The organism is Actinokineospora auranticolor, assembly GCF_041897805.1.
GTDB lineage: Bacteria > Actinomycetota > Actinomycetes > Mycobacteriales > Pseudonocardiaceae > Actinokineospora > Actinokineospora auranticolor.
Map to the genome: position 1 here is coordinate 128,053 of NZ_CP154825.1, position 19,929 is coordinate 147,981.

The window sequence follows — 19,929 nt, forward strand, 5'->3', positions numbered from 1 at the left end:
AGGCCGGGCCACGACCGGCGCGGGAACCGCACCGCGCCGGTCGCCTCGCTACCCGGTCAGCTGTCCCGCTCGACCTTGTCCAGCGCCCCCTTTCCCACGCCCGCCGGGAAGCGGACCTCATTGCGGTCGATCTTGGCGTGGCCCGCGGCGAGCAGGTCGACCCCCAGGACGTCGGCCAACCGGACGAGGTAGAGCAGCACGTCGGCCAGCTCGTCCTCGATGCGGGCACGGGTCGCCGGGTCGTCCGGTGCGGCGGTTGCCTCGTCCGGGGTGAGCCACTGGAACAGCTCCGTCAGTTCGCCCACCTCCCCGGACAACGCCATGACCAGGTTCTTCGGGGTGTGGAACGGGCCCCAGGCGCGGGCGTCGCTGAACGCGCGTTGGCGGGCGGAGAGCTCTTCCAGGGTCACGCGCCCATCTTGGCGCACGGGCTACTCGGACTTCTTCTTCGACCGCAGCAGGATCTTGTCCGACTGCGGGATCACGGTGCCCGCCGCCGGTACCTGCTCGACGACCACCCAGTTGCTGTCGTTGATCAGCAGCCTGCCCCGGCCGGTCGCGTCCTCTTCGGTGAGGAAGTAGAAGCCCGCGGCCTGCATCGCGTCCTGGGCCTTCTGGTGGTTCATGCCGACCACGTTCGGCACAGCGGCCGCCTTGGCCGAGGTCCCCGGGAACGAGACGGGCGGCATGGTGGCGCTGGCAGGCGCGCCCCCGGTCGGCGCGGTAGTGCCGGGCGGGCCGGGTTTGCCGTCCACGCACCCGGCCAGTGCGACGAGGGCGAGCGACAGGACAGCGCACATGCGGCGCATAGGACCCCCTAGGTCGAGGTGGGGACCCTTCCATGATCACCGATGGTGATCGTTCCCGCCACCGATCCCGTGCTCAGCCGCGGTGATCGTTCCCGCCACGACCCCGCGCGCCCGGCGCTTGGGGACGATCGTCGGCCCCCAGGCCAGCACCATCAGCAACACCACACCCAGTCCGATCCAGCTCCACAGCATGTCGTCCCCCGAAGGCTCGTAGTTCGTCCTGCTCACAGCATGTTCGGAGCGGGGATGCGCGCGAATCGGCCGATGGCCCATTCCCGCCTACACCGCTCGGCCGGGCCCGGTCGCGGCCGGGTCAGCCGATCGGCCGATGCGGACGCGCCGCACGACTGAGGCGGGCATCGGCCCGTGGTCTTACTTTTGTGGCTCATGGAGCTCCTAAGGTCCGCCCGGCTGTGGGTGGCGGGCGCGGTGGCCGCGGCGTACCTGTTCGACTTGGCGCAGTTCACGCTGGGGCAGGTGAACGCGGTGACGGCCTTCGTGCCGGTACCGCTGCTCATGTGCGTGGTGTTGGCGCTGTACCAGCCGGTGTGGGGTGCGATGGTCGGCGCGGCGTGGGTGATCGCCGGGTCGGCCGCGATGCACGCCCTCGGGGCGGTCCCGTCCGGCCGGTTCACCATCGATCACCTGACCATGCCGGAGGTCGTCGGGGGTGCCTCGCTGGTCGTCATGGTGGTGTGGCGGTGCCGGGGGTGGGTCGCCTCCGGTTTGGTGGCCCTGCTGGGTGCGGCGGGTATCGGCGCCCTGGGGATTCGGCAGCAGACCGAGCTCGCGAACTTCCGCACGCTGTACCCCAGCTATTCGGGGGGGCAGCAGCTGCTCATCTCGGGGAGCATGGGCTTGCTGGTGCTGCTGTGCGCGGTCGTCGCGGGCTTCGCCCTGCGCGCCCACGAGGGCCGGGGAATGCCGCCCGCCATTCGGCAGCTGGTCCGCAGGCAGTGGCCGATGGCTGGTGCCTTGCTCCTGCTGACGGTATTCGACCTGGTGAACACCGTCAGCGACTACTACGGCACGGGCGTGGTTTCCCTGCTCCCCTTGGCGCTCATGCTGGCCACGGCGGTGTGCGCGGTGCTCGGTCCGATGAACCCGCTGAAGTGGGCGGTGGTCGCCGCGGCGCTCGTCGGCTTCGGCTTGGCGGCGCACGTCTCCCTCGGCTTGGCCGACGGCGACTCCCCGCCGCTGCCGGTGCCGACCACCGTCGTCGCCGCGCACATGGCGCTGGTCTGCTACCTCGTCCGCTACGTCGACCGGGAGCGGGCGGTGTGGGGTGCCGGCGCGCTCGTCGGGATCGACGTGTTCACCCTGTCCATGACCCGGACGGGGGGCATGCGGGAGGCGTTGCTGGTCGCCGCCTTCCTACTGGTGGTCGCGGCGGCGACGGGCGAGTACTTCCGGGCGCGGGACCGCGAACGCACCCGGACCGTGCAGGTCGCGGTGACCGGCGCGCAGCAGGCCGAGCGGATGGCGCTGGCCAGGGAGTTGCACGACGTGGTCGCCCACCACGTGACCGGCATCGTCGTCGCCGCCCAGGCCGCCCGGTTGGTGGGGGAGACCAACCCGCAGGCGGCGGTGTCGGCGCTGGACCGGATCGAGGGCGCGGGCATCGAGGCGCTGGCCGCCATGCGGATGCTGGTCGGCAGCATGCGCGGCGCGCCGGTCGCGGGGGCGGAGGGCCAGGCGACCATGGACCTGGCGTTCGACCTGCGGGCCCTCGCCGAGAACTTCCCCGGCCCGGTCGTGGTGATGGACGTGGAGCTGCCCCCGTCGCTACCGCCCGAAGCAGGAAGGTCCGTGCTGCGGATAGTGCAAGAGGCCCTGACCAACATCGGTAAGCACGCCCACGACGCGAAGTCCGTCGAAGTCACGATTAGGACTGACGGCGACGACCTGCACCTACGCGTCGTCGACGACGCGACAACACAAAACCCCCAACCGGCGTGCGGTACAGGCGGATACGGGCTCGTGGGGATGCGCGAGCGGATAGACCTGTTGGGTGGCCGGTTCGAGGCGGGACCGGGCGAACAGGCAGGCTGGGTGGTAGACGCCCGTTTCCCCCTGCGCCGGGAGGACCTGTGATCCGCATCCTGATCGCCGACGACCAGGAGATGGTCCGCGCCGGTTTCCGGATGATCCTGGAAACCCAGGACGACATGACCGTGGTGGCCGACGTCGCCGACGGCATCTCGGCGGTGCGCAAGGCGCGGGAACTGCGCCCGGACGTGTGCCTGGTCGACATCCGCATGCCCGGCCTGGACGGCTTGGCGGTGACCAAGACCCTGGCCGGACCGGACGTGGCCGAGCCGCTCAAGGTCGTCGTCGTGACCACGTTCGACCTGGACGAGTACGTGCACACGGCGTTGACCAACGGTGCCAGCGGCTTCCTGCTCAAGGACGCGGGCCCGGCCCTGCTGATGGAGGCGGTCCGCGCCGCCAGCCGGGGAGACGCCCTGGTCTCCCCGCAGATCACGGTGCGGCTGCTGAAGCACTTCGCCGCACCGTCGAAGGGGCCGAACCCGCTGACGGAGCGGGAGACGGAGGTCGTCCGGGCGGCGGCCAGGGGGCTGACGAACACCGAGATCGGGCAGGAGCTGTTCCTGTCGCTGTCCACGGTGAAGACCCACCTGGCCGCGGTGCAGACCAAGATCGGCGCCCGCAACCGGGTGGAAGTCGCCGCCTGGGCCTGGCGCACCGGATTGATGGGCGACTAGGCCGACTTGGCCAGTTCGGCCCGGGCCTGGGTGGCGACGTCGATGAGCCGCTCAAGGCCCTGAATCCCGAAGGTGATCTCGAAGCTCTCGAAGCGCCCACCGAAGTGCAGCGACATGGCCTTGGCTCCGTCGGGGGCGAAGGAGATGTCACATCCGTCGTCGACCCGTGCCCAGGCGTTGACGGTGAAGTTGCTGTCCATGGATTCCTCCTGCGTGAGTGGGAACGCCGCAATACAAGGATGTGAGTGCTCGGGATGCAAGCTTTCAGATCGGGCTTTCACCCGAAAGGATGCTCATTCAGAGATTGCATTTCAGCAGGAGTGCTCCGATACTTTCAGATCGGGTGAAACATCTCCCCGATCTGAGAGGCTGGAAATTGACCGAAGGCACGACCGGGTCGACCGTCCCCCGCAGGCAACTCGGTCGACACCTCCGCGACCTCCGCGGCCAAGCCCGCCTCACCGTCAAGGCTGCGGCGACCGCCCTGGAGTGGTCGGAGGCCCAATGCCACTAACTTAAGCAAGAAGCTGCTATTATTTTCGGGTGGCTCGCGTGGTGCAGGTTCGTGGTGGTGTCGTTGATTCGTCGGCTGTTCGGTTGACCGATCGGATCTCGTTGGGTGTGTTGGCGGAGGTTTTTCCTCGAGATGTGATCGAGGATGTGTTGAACGAGACGGGCCGTCGCGAGTTGCGGTCTCGGTTGCTTCCCGCGCATGTGGTGGTGCGGTTTTGTTTGGGGATGTGCCTGTTTTTCGATGATGATTACGAGGAGGTGATGCGGAAGCTTGTTGGGTCGTTGCGGTCTATGGGTTCGTGGCGTGGTGAGTGGAATGTTCCCTCGACGGCGGCTATTTCCAAGGCTCGGAAGCGGTTGGGGGTCGAGCCGTTGAGTCTGTTGTTTGAGCGGGTCGCTGTTCCGGTGGCGGGGCGGGGCGCCACAGGGGCGTGGTTGGCGTCGCGTCGGTTGATGGCGATGGATGGGTTCTCCGTGGATGTTCCGGATACGCCCGAGAACGCGGCGGAGTTCGGTCGACAGCGTAATCAGTCGGTCGAGTCCGCGTTTCCGCAGGCGTTGATGATCGTGTTGGGCGAGTGTGGTTCCCGCGCGATCGTGGGGGCCGCGATCGCCGGGTGCCTGACCAGCGAGAAAACTCTCGCGAGAGACATCATCGGGTCTGTCGAGCCGGACATGCTGGTGATCGCAGATCGGGGATTCTACGGTTTCGATCTGTGGAACGAGTTCCGTCGTACTGGCGCTGACCTGCTGTGGAGAGTGAGTTCGGCTGTCACGTTGCCGGTGTTGGAGTGGTTGCCCGACGGTTCGTATCGCTCGATCCTGGTCAGTTCGGCCGTGCGCCGAGGGCGCCGGGATCGGCTGATCGAGAAGGCCCGCCGCGGCGAGGATTGTCGTTCCGAGGATGCGCAACCTGTTCGGGTGGTCGAATATCAGGTTCCCGACCGGGCGGGTGACGGGGCAGCCGAGGTCGTGTGCGTGGTGACGTCGATTCTCGACCCGGCCGAGGCGACCGCCATGGAATTGGCTCTCGCCTACCATGAACGCTGGGAATGCGAGGGTTTGATCGATGAGATGAAGACCCATCAACAAGGATCGGGTAAGACGCTGCGGTCGAGATCGCCCGACATGGTGCGTCAGGAACTGTGGGCGTTCCTGCTCGCACACTATGGCATTCGGCGTTTGATGTGCTCGGCGGCCGACGAGGCCGACGTCGACCCTGATCGACTGTCCTTCATGCGGTCTCTTCGAGTCATCCGACGCCAGGTCCCCGCCGAGGCGGATTTTTCCCCCTGAACGCCAAGCGAGAGCGTTATCGGAGACCCGCGCGGAAATCAACGAGAGACACCTCGCGGCCCGAAGGCACCGAACGTACCCCCGTGTGGCCAAACGTGGACGCCATAAACGCTACCCCACCAAAAAGGGCAAACATCAAGGCGTTCGACATCAGGGTCCGGCCACCATCAGAATCCTCGCACCTAGCCTAAGTTAGTGGCATTGGGTCGGAGGCCAAGCTCTGGCGCATCGAGACCGGGCAGACCTCCATGCGCAGCCTCGACGCTGAGGCGATGTGCCGCGTGTACGGCGCGTCGGCCGAGGTGACGGAGATGCTCAAGAGCCTGGCCAAGAAGACCAAAAGCCATGGCTGGTGGCACGCGTACAGCGATTCGATCCCGGACGGGTTCGCGCTCTACATCGGTTTGGAGGAGGCTGCCTCTTCACTGCAGTGGTTCCAGTCGGACGTGGTTCCCGGCCTCTTCCAGACCCCTGACTACGCGCGCAACATAATCAGCTCCCACAACGGCAAGTGGAGCGATGAAGAGTTGGACCGCCGCGTGACGTTGCGGCTGGCGCGACAACCGTTGCTCGCCCGGACGACCGCGCGTCCCACGATCTCGGTGGTGCTGGCCGAAACCATCCTGCGCCGTCCGGTCGGTGGGCCGGCGGTGATGGGCGAACAGCTCCTCCACTTGGCGGCAGCTGCCGAGTTGGACAACGTCTCCATGCGAGTCATGCCGTTCGGCGCAGGCATGAACCACGGCCTGGTCACCGGGCCGTTCATCCTGTTCCGCTTCCCCGGAGACACCGACAGAGAGCCCCCGGTCGTCCATGTGGAAAACTTCTCCGGCGATCTCTACCTCGACAAGCCAGACGAGATCGACAACTACTCCACGGCCTTCCAGCGCATCTGGACGGCAGCCCTCGACGAAAAGACGAGCGTCGCGTGGATCCGGCAAGCAGGGAAGGACTTTCTAGATGAAGCGACCCGAGGCTAGTTGGCGCAAGAGCAGCCGGTGCGGCACAGCCAATTGCGTCGAGGTGGCATTCCTGAACCCGACCACCGTCCTCACCCGGGACAGCAAGCAGAACGAAGGCCCCGCACTCCGCTTCGGCCACACCGAGTGGCAGAAGTTCTTGTCCGAGGTCTAACCACCCTCACATATACCCGGGCATGACCTCCTCGCGCCGCCACTCCACGCACGTGGGTCGTGCCCGGGTAGCCAAATACTCCCCAACCGCCTGGTAGACAACCTCCACCGGCACATCGGACCCAGGCTGGGCGGGCGATTCGTGCAGTCCGGCGAGGTACGCGCTCGTCCACTCGTCGCCCACGCCGATGGTCGGCACATACGCCTCCATCCCCTGCTCCCGGCAGAGAATCCCACGGTCGTTTTCGTCGATCGCCATGCACTCGAATCTAAGGAGGGAAATCGGCTCCGTGCTCATCGGCGCCTGGGCGCGATCTCTCCGCGCCGCCACTCCACACACGTGGGTCGCTCTCGGGTGGCCAAGTACTCCTCGACAGCCTGGTAAACGATCTCGATCGGCACATCAGACCCTGGCTGGGCGGACGAGTCGTACATCCCACCGAGGTATACGGTCGTCCATTCTGTCCCTACGCCGATGGTCGGCACGGATGCTTCCCACCCCTGTCGCCATGCGAGAATCCCGCGATCGTTGTTCACGCCGAACATCATCGAACTCCGGATCTCACCCTCGCCCAGTTCTTCCCAATTCGAAGCGAGCACCCACGCCCAGGGCTTCTTCACCCCGCTGTCGTTCAGTTCGCGCACGGCGGCAACCAAATCGACGCCCTGGGCGATCTCATCAATTGCGATGAATTCCTCTTCGAGAAGAGGCATCTGCTCGGCGGTCACCTGGGTGCCCTTCCGTGGTATGTCTTCTTGAATGGATTGCCGCTGGCGTCGGTTCCCAACACCGTCATGCTATACCCTGTTGGGAGAACTTTGGGTAGCGTGCTGTCGCAGGTAGGTCTCGGGCTTCTCCGTCGGGTGCCGCAGGGGGCGTGATTGATGATCACCTGTCCGTGTGTTGCCCCGTTCTGGATCTGCATTATTACCACCTTCATTTCTACATGGTGGTGAATGTCAATCGCGTCGGGAAGGTCGAGTTCTTCGAGCCTTTCTACCATGGCTTCTGCCCATGGGTCGAAGCGAGTCGCGCCGATTTCTCCGGTGCTCCGGCCGTTGAGGAAAACGTAGCCGGTCATCGGTGGGTTCACGTCGGTTCGGCTGACTCTTGGTGGGAGCCAGTCGTGGTAGGGGTTTGCTTCTTCGGGGTACCGGTCTCCGTGTTTGTTCTCGGTGTATGACGGGGTGGGGGCGGCCGGGGGCGGTGGTGTGGTGGTGCCGGCGTGGTGGGCGATTGCTGTTGAGAGTTGGTGGTCGGTTCGGGTGAGGAGGTCGCGTAGTTCGACGAACCTGGCCTGGATCGCCTCAAGGGTGAGGATCACTCGGCTTTGCCCAGGACTGCCAGAACCCCGTAGATGGTCTCGTTCAGGTGTGCTTCAGCTGCTCCGACCGCCTGAGCCAGGCGGCGGAGTTGGGTTTGGGTTGTCCGTAGGGCGTCGAGTTCGGTCTCGATGGACATCGAGGCCGAGGGTAGCTAGCCCCAGCCCAATTCGTGAAGTCTTGCGTCGTCTATTCCGAAGTGGTGGGCAATTTCGTGTACGACGGTAATTGCCACCTCCTCGACCACGTCATCTTCCGTTTCGCAGATGTCGAGGATCGCTTCCCGGTAGATGAAGATCCGGTCCGGCAGCGCACCGCTGTACAGCGATGTCCGTTCCGTCAGCGCGATCCCGTGGTAGAGGCCCAGCAGGGTCGGGTCGTGCGGGTCGCGGTCCTCGACCAGGACCACCACGTTGTCCATCGCCTTCGCCAGCTCCCGGGGGATCTCGTCCAGGGCTTCGGCGACCAGCTCTTCGAACCGGTCGCGCGGCATGTCCACGCCTCAGCCCGTCGGGGTCGTGGTGGGGGCGGGGGTGGTGGTGGTCGGCGCGGTCGACTCGGTCGGGGTGCCGCGGACGCTGTTGGTGACCGGGGCCAGGCCCGAGCCGTCGGCCAGGCGGGCGCCCACCTTGCAGTCGACCTTGCGCGAGCCCGCCGCCCAGCTCTCGGGTTCCAGGGCGTCCGCGTACGGGGTCAGGCCCTTCGCCGCGAGGTCGGTGCCGCCGGTGTAGGTGTTGGTGACCTCGACGCAGAGTTCACCGGCCTTCTCCAGTTGGGCGTCCTTCGTCGGCGAGTCGCCCGGGAAGGCCGAACCCAGGTCCACGGTGCCCACGATCTCGTACGCGTGCTCCTGGTCGCACGGGAGCGGGTCGCCGATCTTCTGGTTGTCCAGTGCGAGGCAGGTGCCCGGTTCGTGCACATTGGACTGGTCCGCGTCGGCGGCTGAACCCGTGCTCGTCAGCAGCCCCCCCGACGGTGTGGTGCGCTGCACACCGCACCGCAGCTTCCGGTCGCCGTCCTGCCACTGGGCCTCGCTCGGCTTCAGCGCGTTGACCGTGTACTTCCCGAACGGGTCCAGCTTGCCGCCCAGGTACGCCGTCACCCCCGGGGTGCACTTGGCCTTCGCGATCTGCTGCCAGCGCGCCAGGTCGGGTGGGGCCACGTCCGGCGGGTAGTCGCCGGTGATGTCGACGTTGCTCGTCACCTCGAACAGGTGGGGCTGCGCGCAGTCGACGCGCTTCATGTCCGTTCCGTCCGGCGGTGTCCACGTCAGACAGCTGCCCGCGGGCGAGTCGAACGCCGCCTGGCGCTCCTCCTCCGCGCTGACCGGCGCGGAGCCCAGTTTCACGGGCCACGAGAACACCGTGCTGCTGCCCATGAGCAGCAGCGATCCGACGAACGCCCCGGCCATGATCAGCCGAGTCCTCGCCGTCGGGTCATTCGACCGAAACCAGTCGCCGCGTCCAGACATCTACTCCATGATGCCGTGTCCGCTCCCCGGGCGCGGCCACGGGAGCGGAACGGGAGGCACCCAGGTTGCGATCAGGACAAACATCCGGTGTCGATGGCGCTGGTCAGCTAGGGTGCGCCCCGGGAGTGGTACATGACTGACAACGACAGGCCGCAGGACCCCGGCGACCGGCCGGTCCCCGCGGAGCCAGAGCCGAAACCGCAGGTCGACGGCCCGGCGGGGGGCGAATCGAGCCCGCCGCCGTACGTGCCGCCCGAGGCCGAGGAGGGCGCGACCGAGCCGCGCAAGCGCGGATCGGTCAACTACCAGGACGGCACCACCAAGCCGAAGCAACCCTCGGTCGCCGAACAACGCGCCCGCCGGGAGGCCCTGCGCAAGCAGCGCGAGGAGGAGCAGGCCGCGATCGACGAGGCCGAGCGCAAGCGCAAGAAGCGCAAGCGCCTCCTCATCGGCTCCGGGGTCACCGTCGGCGTCGTGGCGCTGGTCGCCGTGATCTACGCCGCGTCCACACCGGACGAGGTGACCGCGCGCTGCGTCGACGGGAACGGCGTCGTCGTCGACGACGACTACTGCGACGACGGCTACGCCACCTCGCACGGTGGCTACCACAGCGGCGGGTTCATCTACATCGGTGGAAGTTCCTACCGCTACAACTACGGCGGTTCCGGGTCCGTGGGCCAGAAGGCCACCGGCGGGACCTACGTGGCCCCGTCCGCCGACACCTCGGTCAAGACCAGCTCCGGCAAGTCCGTTTCGCGCGGCGGCCTCGGCGTCAGCGGCGGCGGCAAGAGCGGGGGCAGCTGAGTGCGTCGGGAACGCTCCACCCCCCGACCGGACTGGCGGGCCAAGATCGAGTCGCAGGGCCTGGTGTTCGGCAGCCCCGCCCGCTACGGCGACGGCGGCTCCCGCCCGTACTGGGACGAGTCGGTGCACTACGCCTTCGACATGGACGAGGTGCTCTCGCTCGAAGCCGACGTCGAACTGCTGCACTCGATGTGCCTCGAAGCGGTCGACAACATCGTGCTGACCGAGCGCTACCGCGCCTTCGGCATCCCCGAGTGGACCTGGCCGCACATCGCCGAGTCCTGGAAGCGCCGCGACCCGCACGTGTACGGCCGCTTCGACCTGCGCTACGACGGCTCCGGCCCGGCCCGGCTGCTCGAGTACAACGCCGACACCCCGACCTCCCTGCTGGAAGCGGCCGTCGTGCAGTGGTACTGGAAGACCGAGGTCTACCCCGACGACGACCAGTGGAACTCGCTGCACGAGCGGCTGGTCGAGCGGTGGGGCGAGGTGGCGGCGCTGCTGCCGTCCAACGAGGTGCACTTCACCTGGTCGTCGGCCGACCCGACCGGCGAGGACCACCTGACCACCGCCTACCTGCAGGAGACCGCGGCCGAGGCCGGACTGGACACCGTCGGCCTGGCCATCGAGGACATCGGCTGGGACAGCGCGCTCAACCGGTTCGTCGACCTCGCCGAGTCGCCGATGGCCACGGTGAACAAGCTCTACCCGTGGGAGTGGGTCGTGGCCGAGGACTTCGGCACCCGCGTGGTGGAGTCGCAGCCGCGCACCCTGTGGGTCGAGCCGCTGTGGAAGATGCTGCTGTCCAACAAGGCCATCCTCGCGGTGCTGTGGGAGATGTACCCCGGGCACCCGAACCTGCTGCCCGCCTTCCTCGACGAACCCGGCCTGCTCACCGAGTACGTGCGCAAGCCGAAGCTGGGCCGCGAGGGCAGCAACGTGCAGATCGTGGCCACCGGCTACGAGACCCAGACCGGCGGCGTCTACGGCGCCGAGGGCTACGTCTACCAGGCGTTCGACCCGCTGCCCGAGTTCGACGGCTACCGGCCCGCGCTGGGCGCGTGGATCGTCGGCGACGGCGCGGCCGGGCTCGGCATCCGCGAGACCTCGGGACTGGTCACCGACGACGGCGCCGCCTTCGTCCCGCACCGGATCCCGCAGTGAGTACCCGTCCCGGGGACCTCCCCGACCACAACCGCTCCACCGGCACGTCCATGGAGGACTCGTGACCAGTCAGCTCGCCGCGGTGACGAACCTGGCGCTCCCCGCAGGCTTCGGCGCCGACCTGGGTAAGGGCATCGGCGCGATCGCCCTCTACGCCATCATCGGCCTGGTCCTGATGCTGATCGGCTTCTACGCCATCGACTGGACCACTCCGGGCAAGCTCTCCGAGCTGGTCCGCACCGGCAAGCCCAACGCCGTGATCATCACCGCCTCCGGCATGCTCAGCATGGCGCTGATCATCGTCGTGGCGATCTTCTTCTCGGCCAACGACCTGACCGCGGGCCTGATCACCTCGGTGGTCTACGGCCTGATCGGCATCATCGTGCAGGTGCTCGCGGTGCGGACCCTGGAGTGGGTCACCCGCCTCGACATCGGCCAGACCATCGACGACGAGAAGTTCGCCCCGGCCAGCGTGGTCGTGGCCGCGGCGCACATCGCGCTCGGCCTGATCGTGGCCGTCGCCATCTCGTAGTAGCGCTCTTCGCACCGGGGGCCATCGCCACGCGCGGTGGCCCCCGGTGGTATGTCGGGCGCGCGCCCCGCAGCGGGCCGACTACGCTCACGAACCGTGATTGACTTGAAGGTGCTGCGCGAGGACCCGGAGGCCGTGCGCGCGTCGCAGCGCGCCCGAGGCGAGGACGGGGGGGCGGTCGACGCCCTGCTGTCCGCCGACGAGCGCAGGCGGTCCGCGGTTTCCCGCGCGGACACCTTGCGGGCCGAGCAGAAGCAGTTCGGCAAGCAGGTCGGCAAGGCGCGCGGCGAGGAGCGCGACGCGCTGCTGGCCAAGGGCAAGGAGCTGGCCGCCGAGGTCAAGGCGGCCGAGGCCGAGCAGTCCGAGGCCGAGAAGGAACTCGACCAGGCCCACCGCGCGCTGCCGAACCTCGTCGACACAGCGGCCCCGGTCGGCGGCGAGGACGACTACACCGTCCTCGAACACGTCGGCACCCCGCGCGAGTTCGACTTCACCCCGCTCGACCACCTGGACCTGGGCGTCCGCCTCGGCGCGCTCGACATGGAGCGCGGCGCCAAGGTGTCCGGCTCGCGGTTCTACTTCCTGACCGGCATCGGCGCGCGGCTGCAGCTCGCCCTGCTCAACCTCGCCGCCGCGCAGGCCACCGAAGCCGGGTACAGCCTGATGGTCCCGCCGGTGCTGGTGCGCCCGGAGATCATGGCGGGCACCGGCTTCCTCGGCGCGCACGCCAGCGAGATCTACCGGCTGGAGGAGGACGACCTCTACCTGGTCGGCACCTCCGAGGTCCCGCTCGCCGGCTACCACGCCGACGAGATCCTCGACCTGTCCGCGGGCCCGCGCCGGTACGCGGGCTGGTCGACCTGCTTCCGCCGGGAAGCGGGCTCGTACGGCAAGGACACCCGCGGCATCATCCGCGTGCACCAGTTCGACAAGATCGAACTGTTCACCTACTGCGCTCCCGCCGACGCCGCCGCCGAACACCAGCGGCTGCTGGCGTGGGAGAAGGAGCTGCTGGCCAAGATCGAGGTGCCGTACCGGGTCATCGACACCGCCACCGGCGACCTAGGCACCAGCGCGGCCCGCAAGTTCGACACGGAGGCGTGGGTGCCGACGCAGCAGTCGTACCGCGAACTGACCTCGACGTCGAACTGCACGACCTTCCAGGCCCGCAGGCTCAACATCCGCTACCGCGACGAGAACGGCAAGCCCCAGGTCGTGGCCACCCTGAACGGCACCGGCGCGACGACCCGCTGGCTGGTGGCCATCCTGGAGAACCACCAGCAGGCCGACGGCTCCGTGGTGGTCCCGGCGGCACTGCGCCCGTACCTGGGCCTCGAGGTCATCGAACCGATCGCCTGAGTTCCGCTCTTCATCCGCCCCGACCACCCCGGTGGTCGGGGCGGTCGCGTTGTGGCCACCGCCGCAACAACCAGGCAGCGACGGCTCGATCGCGCTGGCAGTCGACCCGCTGACGCGGTCTTGGGCAGCTAGTCCTGGTCCGGCTGGCTCTCACGGGACCGTCGGCGGTCGAGTTGGAGTGCAGCGATCGGTGCTGCTACCAGCATCATGAGAGCTGTCGCAACGGGGGATGGCATTTGTCCGGGTTAAGGGTGATCAGGTAGGTCGTAGCCGCGAGAATGAGCACGGTCAGGGCGACCAGAGGCCAGCGGAGCTTGATCGCGCGCTGGGTCCTCCGCGCACAGCAGGTCCCGGTCGAACTCGCACTCGGCGGCGTTCATCGTGGTCCGGGTGCTCACCGGGTCACCTGCCCACCGGTGGCGACGTCGGCCACCGGTGGCGCGACCGCGCCTGCCGTGTCCGTGCCGGTGGACCTGGCCGAGGCGGCGTGGGGTTGAGCGGCGAGCAGTGCCTTGCTGCCGCGTGCCGCCTCGGCGAGAGCGCGGGCGATGGTGCCCAGGGCGGTCGAGGCTTTGGGCACGGTGAGGAGCAGGACGGAGCTGCCAGCGGCGCCTCGATCGCGCCGGCTTGATCGACCGCAACCTGGTCGTGCGACGTGTGCGTGTTCTGCGGCGCACGGTCAGGGACGCGTGGCTGCGCAGCGGCCAGTTCCAACCGCCCGTCTGTGCTGTTCCCGTGCGTGGTTCTTGAGGCTCCTAGCCGACCGACCTCGCACCCCGCATCGCCTCGACCCTCTGGCGGCCGAGGCGACCGAATGTCTTGGGCTGCCAACGAATCCGTTGCGGCACAACCAATCGCGGCAAGCCACCGCCCCGACCCCAGGGCAGCCCCCACCCACCTCTGGGGGGGCGACCCTGCTCCAGTTTAGTGCGGGGAGGGGGTTGTTCGGTTGGGGCGAAGGAGTTGTGGATGGTTCGGGGGTATGTGGACAAGTGCGACCTGCGGAAATGCGGTGCTAGGCGCGGGTTGTGGATGGATTTCATCTGTGTGGGTGAGAGGGCGGGCTAGCTGACCTCGACGAGTCTGGCGGCGATGTGGGCGCCGATCTCCAAGGCGCTGGTCGCGGCAGGCGAAGGGGCGTTGAGGACGTGGATCTGGTTTCGGGTCGACTCGATCAGGAAGTCGTCCACCAGGGCGCCGGTGGGCAGCAGGGCCTGGGCTCGTACGCCCGCGCCGCTGCGGACCAGGTCGTCCGCCGTGACGGCGGGGACCAGGCGGGCGAGGCTGGCGGCGAAGCGGGCCTTCGACAGGGAGCGGCGGACCTCGTCGTAGCCGACCGGGAAGGCGTACTTGCGGGCCAGCCGCCAGGTGCCGGGGAAGCGGGCCGTGTCGAGCAGGTCCGCGGGGGAGAGGTCGCGCCAGCGGTAGCCCTCTCGGCGCAGGGCGAGTACCGCGTTGGGGCCCGCGTGGACGCTGCCGTCGAGCATCCGGGTCAGGTGGACGCCCAGGAAGGGCAGGGTGGGGTCCGGTACCGGGTAGATCAGGCCGCGGACCAGGTGGGAGCGGTCGGGGCGCAGTTCGTAGTACTCGCCGCGGAAGGGGACGATGCGGGCGCTCGGGGTGAGGCCCGCCATGCGGGCCACCCGGTCGCTGTGCAGGCCCGCGCAGTTGACCAGGGCGTCGGCGCGCAGCACCGACGTGCCGGTCGCGACCTCCACCCCACCCCCCGAACCGGCGCGGATGCCCAGGGCCGGGGTGGACAGGCGCAGGTCGGCGCCCGCCTCGGTCAGTTCGCGCACCATGGCCGCGCAGACCGCCGGGAAGTCGATGATGCCGGTGCTCTCCACCCGCAGGGCGGCGACCGCGGCGACCTCGGGTTCGTACTCGCGGGCCTCCTCCGGCGTGATCAGCTTCGCGGGTACGCCGTTGGCCTCCGCGCGCTCGGCGAGCACGCGCAGCGCGGGCAGTTCGGACTCGGCGGTGGCGACCACGAGCTTGCCGCAGACCTCGACCGGCACCCCGTTGGCCCGCGCGAACTCCACCATCGACCGGTTGCCCGCGACCGACATCGCCGCCTTAAGCGATCCCGGCTTGTAGTACAGCCCGGCGTGCACGACGTTGGAGTTGTGGCCGGTCTGGTGCGCGCCCCACCGGTCCTCCTTCTCCAGGACCGTCACCGCCCAGCCCCGCCCGGCCAGCGCCCGCGCGGCCGCCAGCCCGACGATGCCGCCACCCACCATGATCACCTTGCGCACGGGCTTGTCCTCGCTCCCAGCCGAATGTCCGCTCCCCGCACCGCCAAGCATGACCGCCGCCGATGATCACCAAGCGCGGGGGCGGCCTTGCCCGCGACACCGAGCAGGGCCGCGGCGGGGCCCCGGTATGGTCACCGGCGTGACCACCGCGCCCACGTTGAGCGTCGTCATCCCGGTGTACAACGAGGAGAACTGGATCTCCCGCTGTATCGACGCGCTGATGGAGTCGTTGGCGCGCGGCCGGTGGGCCGCCCAGGTCGTCGTCGTCGACGACGGCAGCACCGACGCCACCGGCGCCCGGCTGGCCGAGTTGACCGACCGCTACGACATCACCGTTGTGAGCCAGGTCAACGCGGGGCGGTTCGAGGCGCGCAAGGCCGGGTTGGCGAAGGCGACCGGTGAGTTCGTCCTGCTCCTCGACAGCCGCGTCATCGTCGAGCCCGGCGCGCTGGGCTTCCTGCGCGAGCAGGTCACCGAGCACCCCGAGCGGCGGGTGTGGAACGGGCACATCGAGGTCGCCTCCCAGGGCAACCCGTACGCGGGCTTCCTCGCCGGTCTGGTCAAGGTCCCGTGGCGGCGCTACTTCGCCGACCCGAAGCTGACCTCCTTCGGCCCGGACGAGTTCGACCTCTACCCCAAGGGCACCGGCTTCTTCGCCGCCCCGCGCGACCTGCTCGCGGGTTCGGTCGAGGCGTTCGACTCGCTCTACGACGACGTCACGCTGGCCAGCGACGACACCAAGGTGCTGCGCTGGATCATCGAGCGCGAGCGCATCCACCTCGCCCCCGGGTTCGCCGCGGTCTACAACGGCCGCGACACGCTCCGGAAGTTCGTCGCGCAGTCCTACTACCGCGGCACCACCTACGTGGACAGCTACCTGACCTCCGCGGGCCCGGCCCGCACCGCGCTCTTCGGCGCGCTCGGCGTCGGCGCGGTCACCGCGGTCATGCTGGTCAAGCACCCCGTCAAGACCGTCGCGGTCGGCGCGGTCGGTTCCGCCGCCGCCGGTGCCGTGGTCCGCCGCTGCGGCGCCACCCCGGGTGAGGCGCGCGCGGTCGGCACGCTGCTGCCGCTCTTCGCGGGCGGTTTCGGCCTCGGTGTGCTGCGCGGCCTCGTCCTCGCCCTGCGCGCCAAGCTGCGCAAATGACCGGCGAACCCGTGACCGGCACCGAGCCGACCGTGGCCGAACCGGACGCACCCGGCGGGACGGGGGTCGGGGGCCGGTCCGTCGGCCGGGTGACCTTGGCGATCCTCGCCGGGTCCGCGCTCGGCTACGCGGTCGTCATCCTCACCGGCAGGCTGCTCGACAAGCCCGACTACGTCGTCTTCATGACCTTCTGGGGCCTGCTCTTCGGCCTCGGCAGCGCACTGTCCCCGCTGGAGCAGGAGCTGTCCCGCCAGTCCGCCGTCGCCAAGACCCACGGCGGCAAGCTCGGGTCGAACGCGGTGACCGCGCTGGTCGTCGGCCTGGTCGCGGTCGGTGTGGCGGGCGCGGTCACGCTCGTCCCCGGGGTCAACACCCGCCTCTTCGGCGACGACTACTGGCTCGGCGCGGTGGTGCTCGTCGGCGGTCTCGCCTTCGCCGTGCAGTTCGCCGTGCGCGGTCTGCTCGTCGGCGACAACCAGGTCGACCCGTACGCCGGGCTGATCATCGTCGAGGCCGCGGTCCGCCCGGTGGTCATGGTGGCGCTGGTCGTCGCCGCCCTGCACAGCACCCTGACCCTGGCCGTCGCCGCCGGTGTCGGTTCGTTCGCCTGGCTGCTGTTCGGCCGCCGCGCGGGCGCGCGCGTCGACCGGCACCTGCCCGGCGACCCGTCCGGCGCGGTCGTGCGGCGGATGCTGATGCTCTTCTCCTCCGCCGCGCTCACCGCCAGCGTGGTCACCGGCTACCCGGCGATGGTGGGTCTGCTCGCCCCCGGCGGCGACCCCGACCGGCTCGGTTCGCTCTACGCCGCGCTGGCCGTCGCGCGGATCCCGCTGCTGCTCTTCGCCGCCGTCCAGGCGCTCGCCGTGCCGGTGGTCGTGCGCATGTCGTCGACCCCGGAGGGGCTGCGCAGGCTCCGCAAGGTCCTCGCCGTCGGGACGCTCGGCGCGGTCGGGCTCGCGGGGCTCGGCGCGGTGGTCGGACTCCTGATCGGGCCGTGGGCCGTGCGGTTCATGCTCGGCGCCAAGTACGACGTGGCGGGCTGGGTCGTGGCCGGTCTGGTGTGGTCGTCGGTGCTGATCGCGGTCGTGCAGCTGCTCGCGGCGGTGCTCGTCGCGCGGGTCCGCCCGGGCGCGGTGCTGCTCGCCTGGGCCGTGGTGTCGGTCACCTCCGCCGTGGTGCTCGTGGTGGGTCCCGGCGACCACGTCGCGCGGGCGGTCCTGGGTCTGGTCGTCGGACCGACGTTGGGCGTGCTCGTCGCGGCGGTGCTGGTAGCGAGGTCGGAACCCTCGGTGGTCGAGCGGATGCCCGCCTGATTCGGGGCACTCGTCCCGCGCTATGGTGTTGGCCGTGCCGGGCCTGGTAGGGGCCGTCTGGAGGCGCGAACAAGCCATCATCGGCAATCGGACATCGGCTATCGGATGACTGTGGGTACCTAGCGGATGAGTGTTCTTGTCGTTCTGCTCGCTTTCTGGCTGCCCGGTCTCGTCGTGGGTGCCGCCATCCGGTTGCGGGGGTGGACGCTCGCAGCCATCGCGCCCGCGCTGACCTTCGGCGGCGTCGCGATGGGCGTGACGCTGTTCGGCAAGCTCGGCCTCTCCTGGACGCTGTTCAACGTCTCGCTCTGGTTCCTCGCGCTCGCCGCGGTCGGCGGGGTCGCCGCGTGGCTGGTCGCCCGCCGCGGTCCGGAGACCGACGCGGACGACCCGCGGTTCGCGCCCCGCAAGCTCAGCCCCGGCGGCCACGGCGTCATCGCGGTCGGCGTGCTGGCGGGCTTGGCCGTCGGCTTCACCGTCTTCCTGCGCGGGGTCAAGGACCTCGGCTACGTCCAGCAGGACTGGGACGCGGGCTTCCACGGCAACCTGGTCCGCTGGATCGCCGAGCACGCCAACGCGACCCCGTCGACGGTCGGCGCCATCGCCAACAGCGCCGACGCCACCAACTACTTCTACCCGGACACCTACCACGCCCTGCTGGCCCTGCTGCTGGACAAGGCGGGCCTGGACATGGCCCACCTGCTCAACCTGGCCGCGCTCGCGGGCGTGCTCGCCTGGCCGCTGGGCGTGGCCGCGCTCGGTGTGGCGTGGCGGATGCCCGCGGTCGGCACCGCCGTCGCGGCCGCGGTGTCCACCTGGTTCTCCGCCTTCCCGTACGACTCGCTGTGGCGCGGCCCGCTGTGGCCGTACGTGGCCGGTGTCGCGCTGGTGCCCGCCGTGCTCGCGGTGCTGCGGCTGCTGTTCATCTCCCGCGGCCTCGGCGGCCCGCTCGCCCTGGCGCTGGCCACCGCCGGTCTGGTCGGCCTGCACACCAGCCTCGCGTTCGTGCTGTTCGCCTACCTGGTCGTCATCGCGCTGTGCGCGGTGTTCAAGCTCGAACCGATCCGCTGGCGCCGCGCCTGGGTACCGCTGGCCGTCGCCGGTGGGTTGAGCCTGGTGTTCGTGGTGCTCCAGATGCTCCCGGCGCTGTCCAGCGCGGCGGGGGTGACCGCGGCGGAGTGGCCCTCGGAGGCGACGCCAGCCGAGGCGTTCGGCCAGGCCGTGCTGTTCACCCCGTCCAACGGGCTGCCGCAGTGGTGGCTCGGCGTGCCCGCGTTCATCGGTCTCGTGCTGATGTTCCGGCACCGCCGCATCCTCTGGCTCGCGCTGTCCTACATCCTGCTCGCCGGGGTGTACGCGATCACGGTCTCCCAGGAGTCGCCGCTGATCGCGATGATCACCGGCCCCTTCTACAACGACGCCTGGCGCTTCGCCGCGCTGCTGCCGCTCGCGGGCGCCATCGCGGTCGGCGAGTTCGTCTGGACGATCAGCGAGGCCGCCGTCGCCCAGTGGCACGTCTTCGCCGAGCGCTCCCGCAAGACCCCGCTGGTCGCCGCGGGCACCGCCGCGGTCGTCGTGCTGGTGATGGCCCTGATGAGCAGCGCGTACATCTACAGCAACGTGGCCAGGCTCGGCCGCAACTACAACGACGGCCCCACGGTCAACTCCGGCGAGCGCGAGGCCTACGCCTGGCTCGCCGCGCACACCGCGCCCGGCGAGCGCGTGATGAACGACGTGCAGGACGGCTCGGTCTGGATGTACGCGCTGAACAAGGTCACCCCGGTGGAGTGGACCTTCTACGGCAGCAAGGTCGACTCCGACCCGCACCGGCTGACCAACGGGCTCAACGAGTACGAGACCGACCCGGACGTGCGCGCCGCCGTCAGCAGGCTCGGCGTGCGCTACGTGGTCCTCGGCTCCGGCTACGTGCGCGCGGGCCGCGCCCGCGCGCCGGGCCTGGTCGGCCTGCCCGACCTGCCGGGCATCCGGTTGGTCTTCGAGAACAACCAGGCGATGATCTACGACCTGTCCGGCACCACCGGTGCGCCGGAACCGCGCGGCCAAGCCGCGGGCAGCAAGTGACG

24 protein-coding genes are annotated in these 19,929 nt (G+C 69.3%); 12 read left to right on the forward strand and 12 right to left on the reverse strand.

The genetic code is table 11. The features are described 5' to 3' along the window. Positions 1 to 56: 56 nt before the first annotated feature. The 3 genes from V5P93_RS00645 to V5P93_RS00655 are packed head-to-tail and all read right to left on the reverse strand — an operon-like array spanning position 57 to position 1,037. Positions 57 to 410, reverse strand: coding sequence for a nucleotide pyrophosphohydrolase (locus V5P93_RS00645; protein WP_104483383.1), 354 nt, complete (start codon positions 408 to 410; stop codon positions 57 to 59). Between the two features lie 21 nt (positions 411 to 431). Beyond that, entirely contained in the window at positions 432 to 800 is a 369-nt protein-coding gene (locus V5P93_RS00650) for a PASTA domain-containing protein (RefSeq protein WP_245931790.1), read from the reverse strand. A gap of 45 nt (positions 801 to 845) precedes the next feature. Continuing rightward, entirely contained in the window at positions 846 to 1,037 is a 192-nt protein-coding gene (locus V5P93_RS00655; RefSeq protein WP_146108397.1) for a hypothetical protein, read from the reverse strand. Positions 1,038 to 1,196: 159 nt separating this feature from the next. On the opposite strand from V5P93_RS00655, the gene V5P93_RS00660 reads away from it, so the two are divergent. Together V5P93_RS00660 and V5P93_RS00665 are read left to right on the forward strand one after the other, a co-directional pair. After that, positions 1,197 to 2,903 carry a sensor histidine kinase gene (locus V5P93_RS00660; protein ID WP_181043947.1) on the forward strand — a complete coding sequence of 569 codons (1,707 nt, stop codon included), beginning with the start codon at positions 1,197 to 1,199 and terminating at the stop codon, positions 2,901 to 2,903. Then, entirely contained in the window at positions 2,900 to 3,535 is a 636-nt protein-coding gene (locus V5P93_RS00665; RefSeq protein WP_104483381.1) for a response regulator transcription factor, read from the forward strand. Before V5P93_RS00660 ends, V5P93_RS00665 begins: the two co-directional genes overlap by 4 nt. On the opposite strand, the gene V5P93_RS00670 is transcribed toward V5P93_RS00665, so the two are convergent. Then, positions 3,532 to 3,735, reverse strand: a complete 204-nt coding sequence (locus V5P93_RS00670; protein ID WP_104483380.1) for a hypothetical protein — start codon at positions 3,733 to 3,735, stop codon at positions 3,532 to 3,534. The two genes, V5P93_RS00665 and V5P93_RS00670, sit on opposite strands and share 4 nt — an antisense overlap. Positions 3,736 to 4,087: 352 nt before the next feature. On the opposite strand from V5P93_RS00670, the gene V5P93_RS00675 reads away from it, so the two are divergent. The 3 genes from V5P93_RS00675 to V5P93_RS00685 all read left to right on the forward strand — a co-directional run bounded on the left by V5P93_RS00675 (position 4,088) and on the right by V5P93_RS00685 (position 6,478). Then, positions 4,088 to 5,344 carry an IS4 family transposase gene (locus tag V5P93_RS00675; RefSeq protein ID WP_374066635.1) on the forward strand — a complete coding sequence of 419 codons (1,257 nt, stop codon included), beginning with the start codon at positions 4,088 to 4,090 and terminating at the stop codon, positions 5,342 to 5,344. A gap of 248 nt (positions 5,345 to 5,592) precedes the next feature. Then, a complete protein-coding gene (locus V5P93_RS00680; RefSeq protein WP_219824065.1) occupies positions 5,593 to 6,324 on the forward strand; it encodes a DUF5753 domain-containing protein in 732 nt (243 codons plus the stop codon). Beyond that, the gene (locus V5P93_RS00685; protein ID WP_104480929.1) at positions 6,305 to 6,478 is read left to right on the forward strand and encodes a DUF397 domain-containing protein; all 174 of its coding nucleotides are present in this window, start codon (positions 6,305 to 6,307) and stop codon (positions 6,476 to 6,478) included. The genes V5P93_RS00680 and V5P93_RS00685 overlap by 20 nt, the downstream gene beginning before the upstream one ends. Positions 6,479 to 6,484: 6 nt before the next feature. On the opposite strand, the gene V5P93_RS00690 is transcribed toward V5P93_RS00685, so the two are convergent. From V5P93_RS00690 to V5P93_RS00715, 6 genes are read right to left on the reverse strand one after another with little or no spacing between them, the layout of a single operon-like run. Next, the gene (locus V5P93_RS00690) at positions 6,485 to 6,736 is read right to left on the reverse strand and encodes an Imm1 family immunity protein (protein ID WP_181043655.1); all 252 of its coding nucleotides are present in this window, start codon (positions 6,734 to 6,736) and stop codon (positions 6,485 to 6,487) included. A gap of 35 nt (positions 6,737 to 6,771) precedes the next feature. After that, the gene (locus tag V5P93_RS00695) at positions 6,772 to 7,206 is read right to left on the reverse strand and encodes an Imm1 family immunity protein (protein ID WP_104480927.1); all 435 of its coding nucleotides are present in this window, start codon (positions 7,204 to 7,206) and stop codon (positions 6,772 to 6,774) included. Beyond that, positions 7,203 to 7,802 (reverse strand): DddA-like double-stranded DNA deaminase toxin, encoded by a 600-nt coding sequence (locus V5P93_RS00700; protein WP_146108175.1) that lies wholly within the window; start codon positions 7,800 to 7,802, stop codon positions 7,203 to 7,205. Before V5P93_RS00700 ends, V5P93_RS00695 begins: the two co-directional genes overlap by 4 nt. After that, entirely contained in the window at positions 7,799 to 7,939 is a 141-nt protein-coding gene (locus tag V5P93_RS00705; protein WP_181043654.1) for a hypothetical protein, read from the reverse strand. Before V5P93_RS00705 ends, V5P93_RS00700 begins: the two co-directional genes overlap by 4 nt. A gap of 15 nt (positions 7,940 to 7,954) precedes the next feature. Beyond that, positions 7,955 to 8,293 carry a metallopeptidase family protein gene (locus tag V5P93_RS00710; RefSeq protein WP_104480961.1) on the reverse strand — a complete coding sequence of 113 codons (339 nt, stop codon included), beginning with the start codon at positions 8,291 to 8,293 and terminating at the stop codon, positions 7,955 to 7,957. A gap of 9 nt (positions 8,294 to 8,302) precedes the next feature. Further along, positions 8,303 to 9,211, reverse strand: a complete 909-nt coding sequence (locus tag V5P93_RS00715; protein ID WP_245931471.1) for a septum formation family protein — start codon at positions 9,209 to 9,211, stop codon at positions 8,303 to 8,305. Between the two features lie 192 nt (positions 9,212 to 9,403). Between V5P93_RS00715 and V5P93_RS00720 the strand changes: the two genes are divergently transcribed. The 4 genes from V5P93_RS00720 (at position 9,404) to serS (ending at position 13,130) form a co-directional block, all read left to right on the forward strand. Continuing rightward, positions 9,404 to 10,075 (forward strand): hypothetical protein, encoded by a 672-nt coding sequence (locus tag V5P93_RS00720; RefSeq protein ID WP_245931470.1) that lies wholly within the window; start codon positions 9,404 to 9,406, stop codon positions 10,073 to 10,075. After that, positions 10,076 to 11,239: a glutathionylspermidine synthase family protein gene (locus V5P93_RS00725; protein ID WP_104480924.1), complete on the forward strand. Its 1,164-nt coding sequence runs from the start codon at positions 10,076 to 10,078 to the stop codon at positions 11,237 to 11,239. Positions 11,240 to 11,300: 61 nt separating this feature from the next. Next, positions 11,301 to 11,771: a DUF350 domain-containing protein gene (locus tag V5P93_RS00730; RefSeq protein WP_104480923.1), complete on the forward strand. Its 471-nt coding sequence runs from the start codon at positions 11,301 to 11,303 to the stop codon at positions 11,769 to 11,771. Positions 11,772 to 11,867: 96 nt separating this feature from the next. After that, entirely contained in the window at positions 11,868 to 13,130 is a 1,263-nt protein-coding gene (gene serS, locus V5P93_RS00735; protein ID WP_104480922.1) for a serine--tRNA ligase, read from the forward strand. 394 nt (positions 13,131 to 13,524) lie between these two features. On the opposite strand, the gene V5P93_RS00740 is transcribed toward serS, so the two are convergent. Then, positions 13,525 to 13,710: a hypothetical protein gene (locus V5P93_RS00740; RefSeq protein ID WP_104480921.1), complete on the reverse strand. Its 186-nt coding sequence runs from the start codon at positions 13,708 to 13,710 to the stop codon at positions 13,525 to 13,527. A gap of 484 nt (positions 13,711 to 14,194) precedes the next feature. Beyond that, positions 14,195 to 15,370 carry an L-2-hydroxyglutarate oxidase gene (gene lhgO, locus V5P93_RS00745; RefSeq protein WP_374066637.1) on the reverse strand — a complete coding sequence of 392 codons (1,176 nt, stop codon included), beginning with the start codon at positions 15,368 to 15,370 and terminating at the stop codon, positions 14,195 to 14,197. Positions 15,371 to 15,512: 142 nt separating this feature from the next. Here lhgO and V5P93_RS00750 point away from each other — a divergent pair, with 142 nt between their 5' ends. From V5P93_RS00750 to V5P93_RS00760, 3 genes are all read left to right on the forward strand, one after another. Beyond that, positions 15,513 to 16,532 (forward strand): glycosyltransferase family 2 protein, encoded by a 1,020-nt coding sequence (locus tag V5P93_RS00750; RefSeq protein WP_104480919.1) that lies wholly within the window; start codon positions 15,513 to 15,515, stop codon positions 16,530 to 16,532. Continuing rightward, complete coding sequence (locus V5P93_RS00755; RefSeq protein WP_245931467.1) at positions 16,529 to 17,845, forward strand: lipopolysaccharide biosynthesis protein; 1,317 nt, start codon at positions 16,529 to 16,531, stop codon at positions 17,843 to 17,845. The genes V5P93_RS00750 and V5P93_RS00755 overlap by 4 nt, the downstream gene beginning before the upstream one ends. 126 nt (positions 17,846 to 17,971) lie before the next feature. Continuing rightward, positions 17,972 to 19,927 (forward strand): DUF6541 family protein, encoded by a 1,956-nt coding sequence (locus V5P93_RS00760; protein ID WP_104480918.1) that lies wholly within the window; start codon positions 17,972 to 17,974, stop codon positions 19,925 to 19,927. The last annotated feature ends 2 nt before the right edge of the window (positions 19,928 to 19,929 follow it).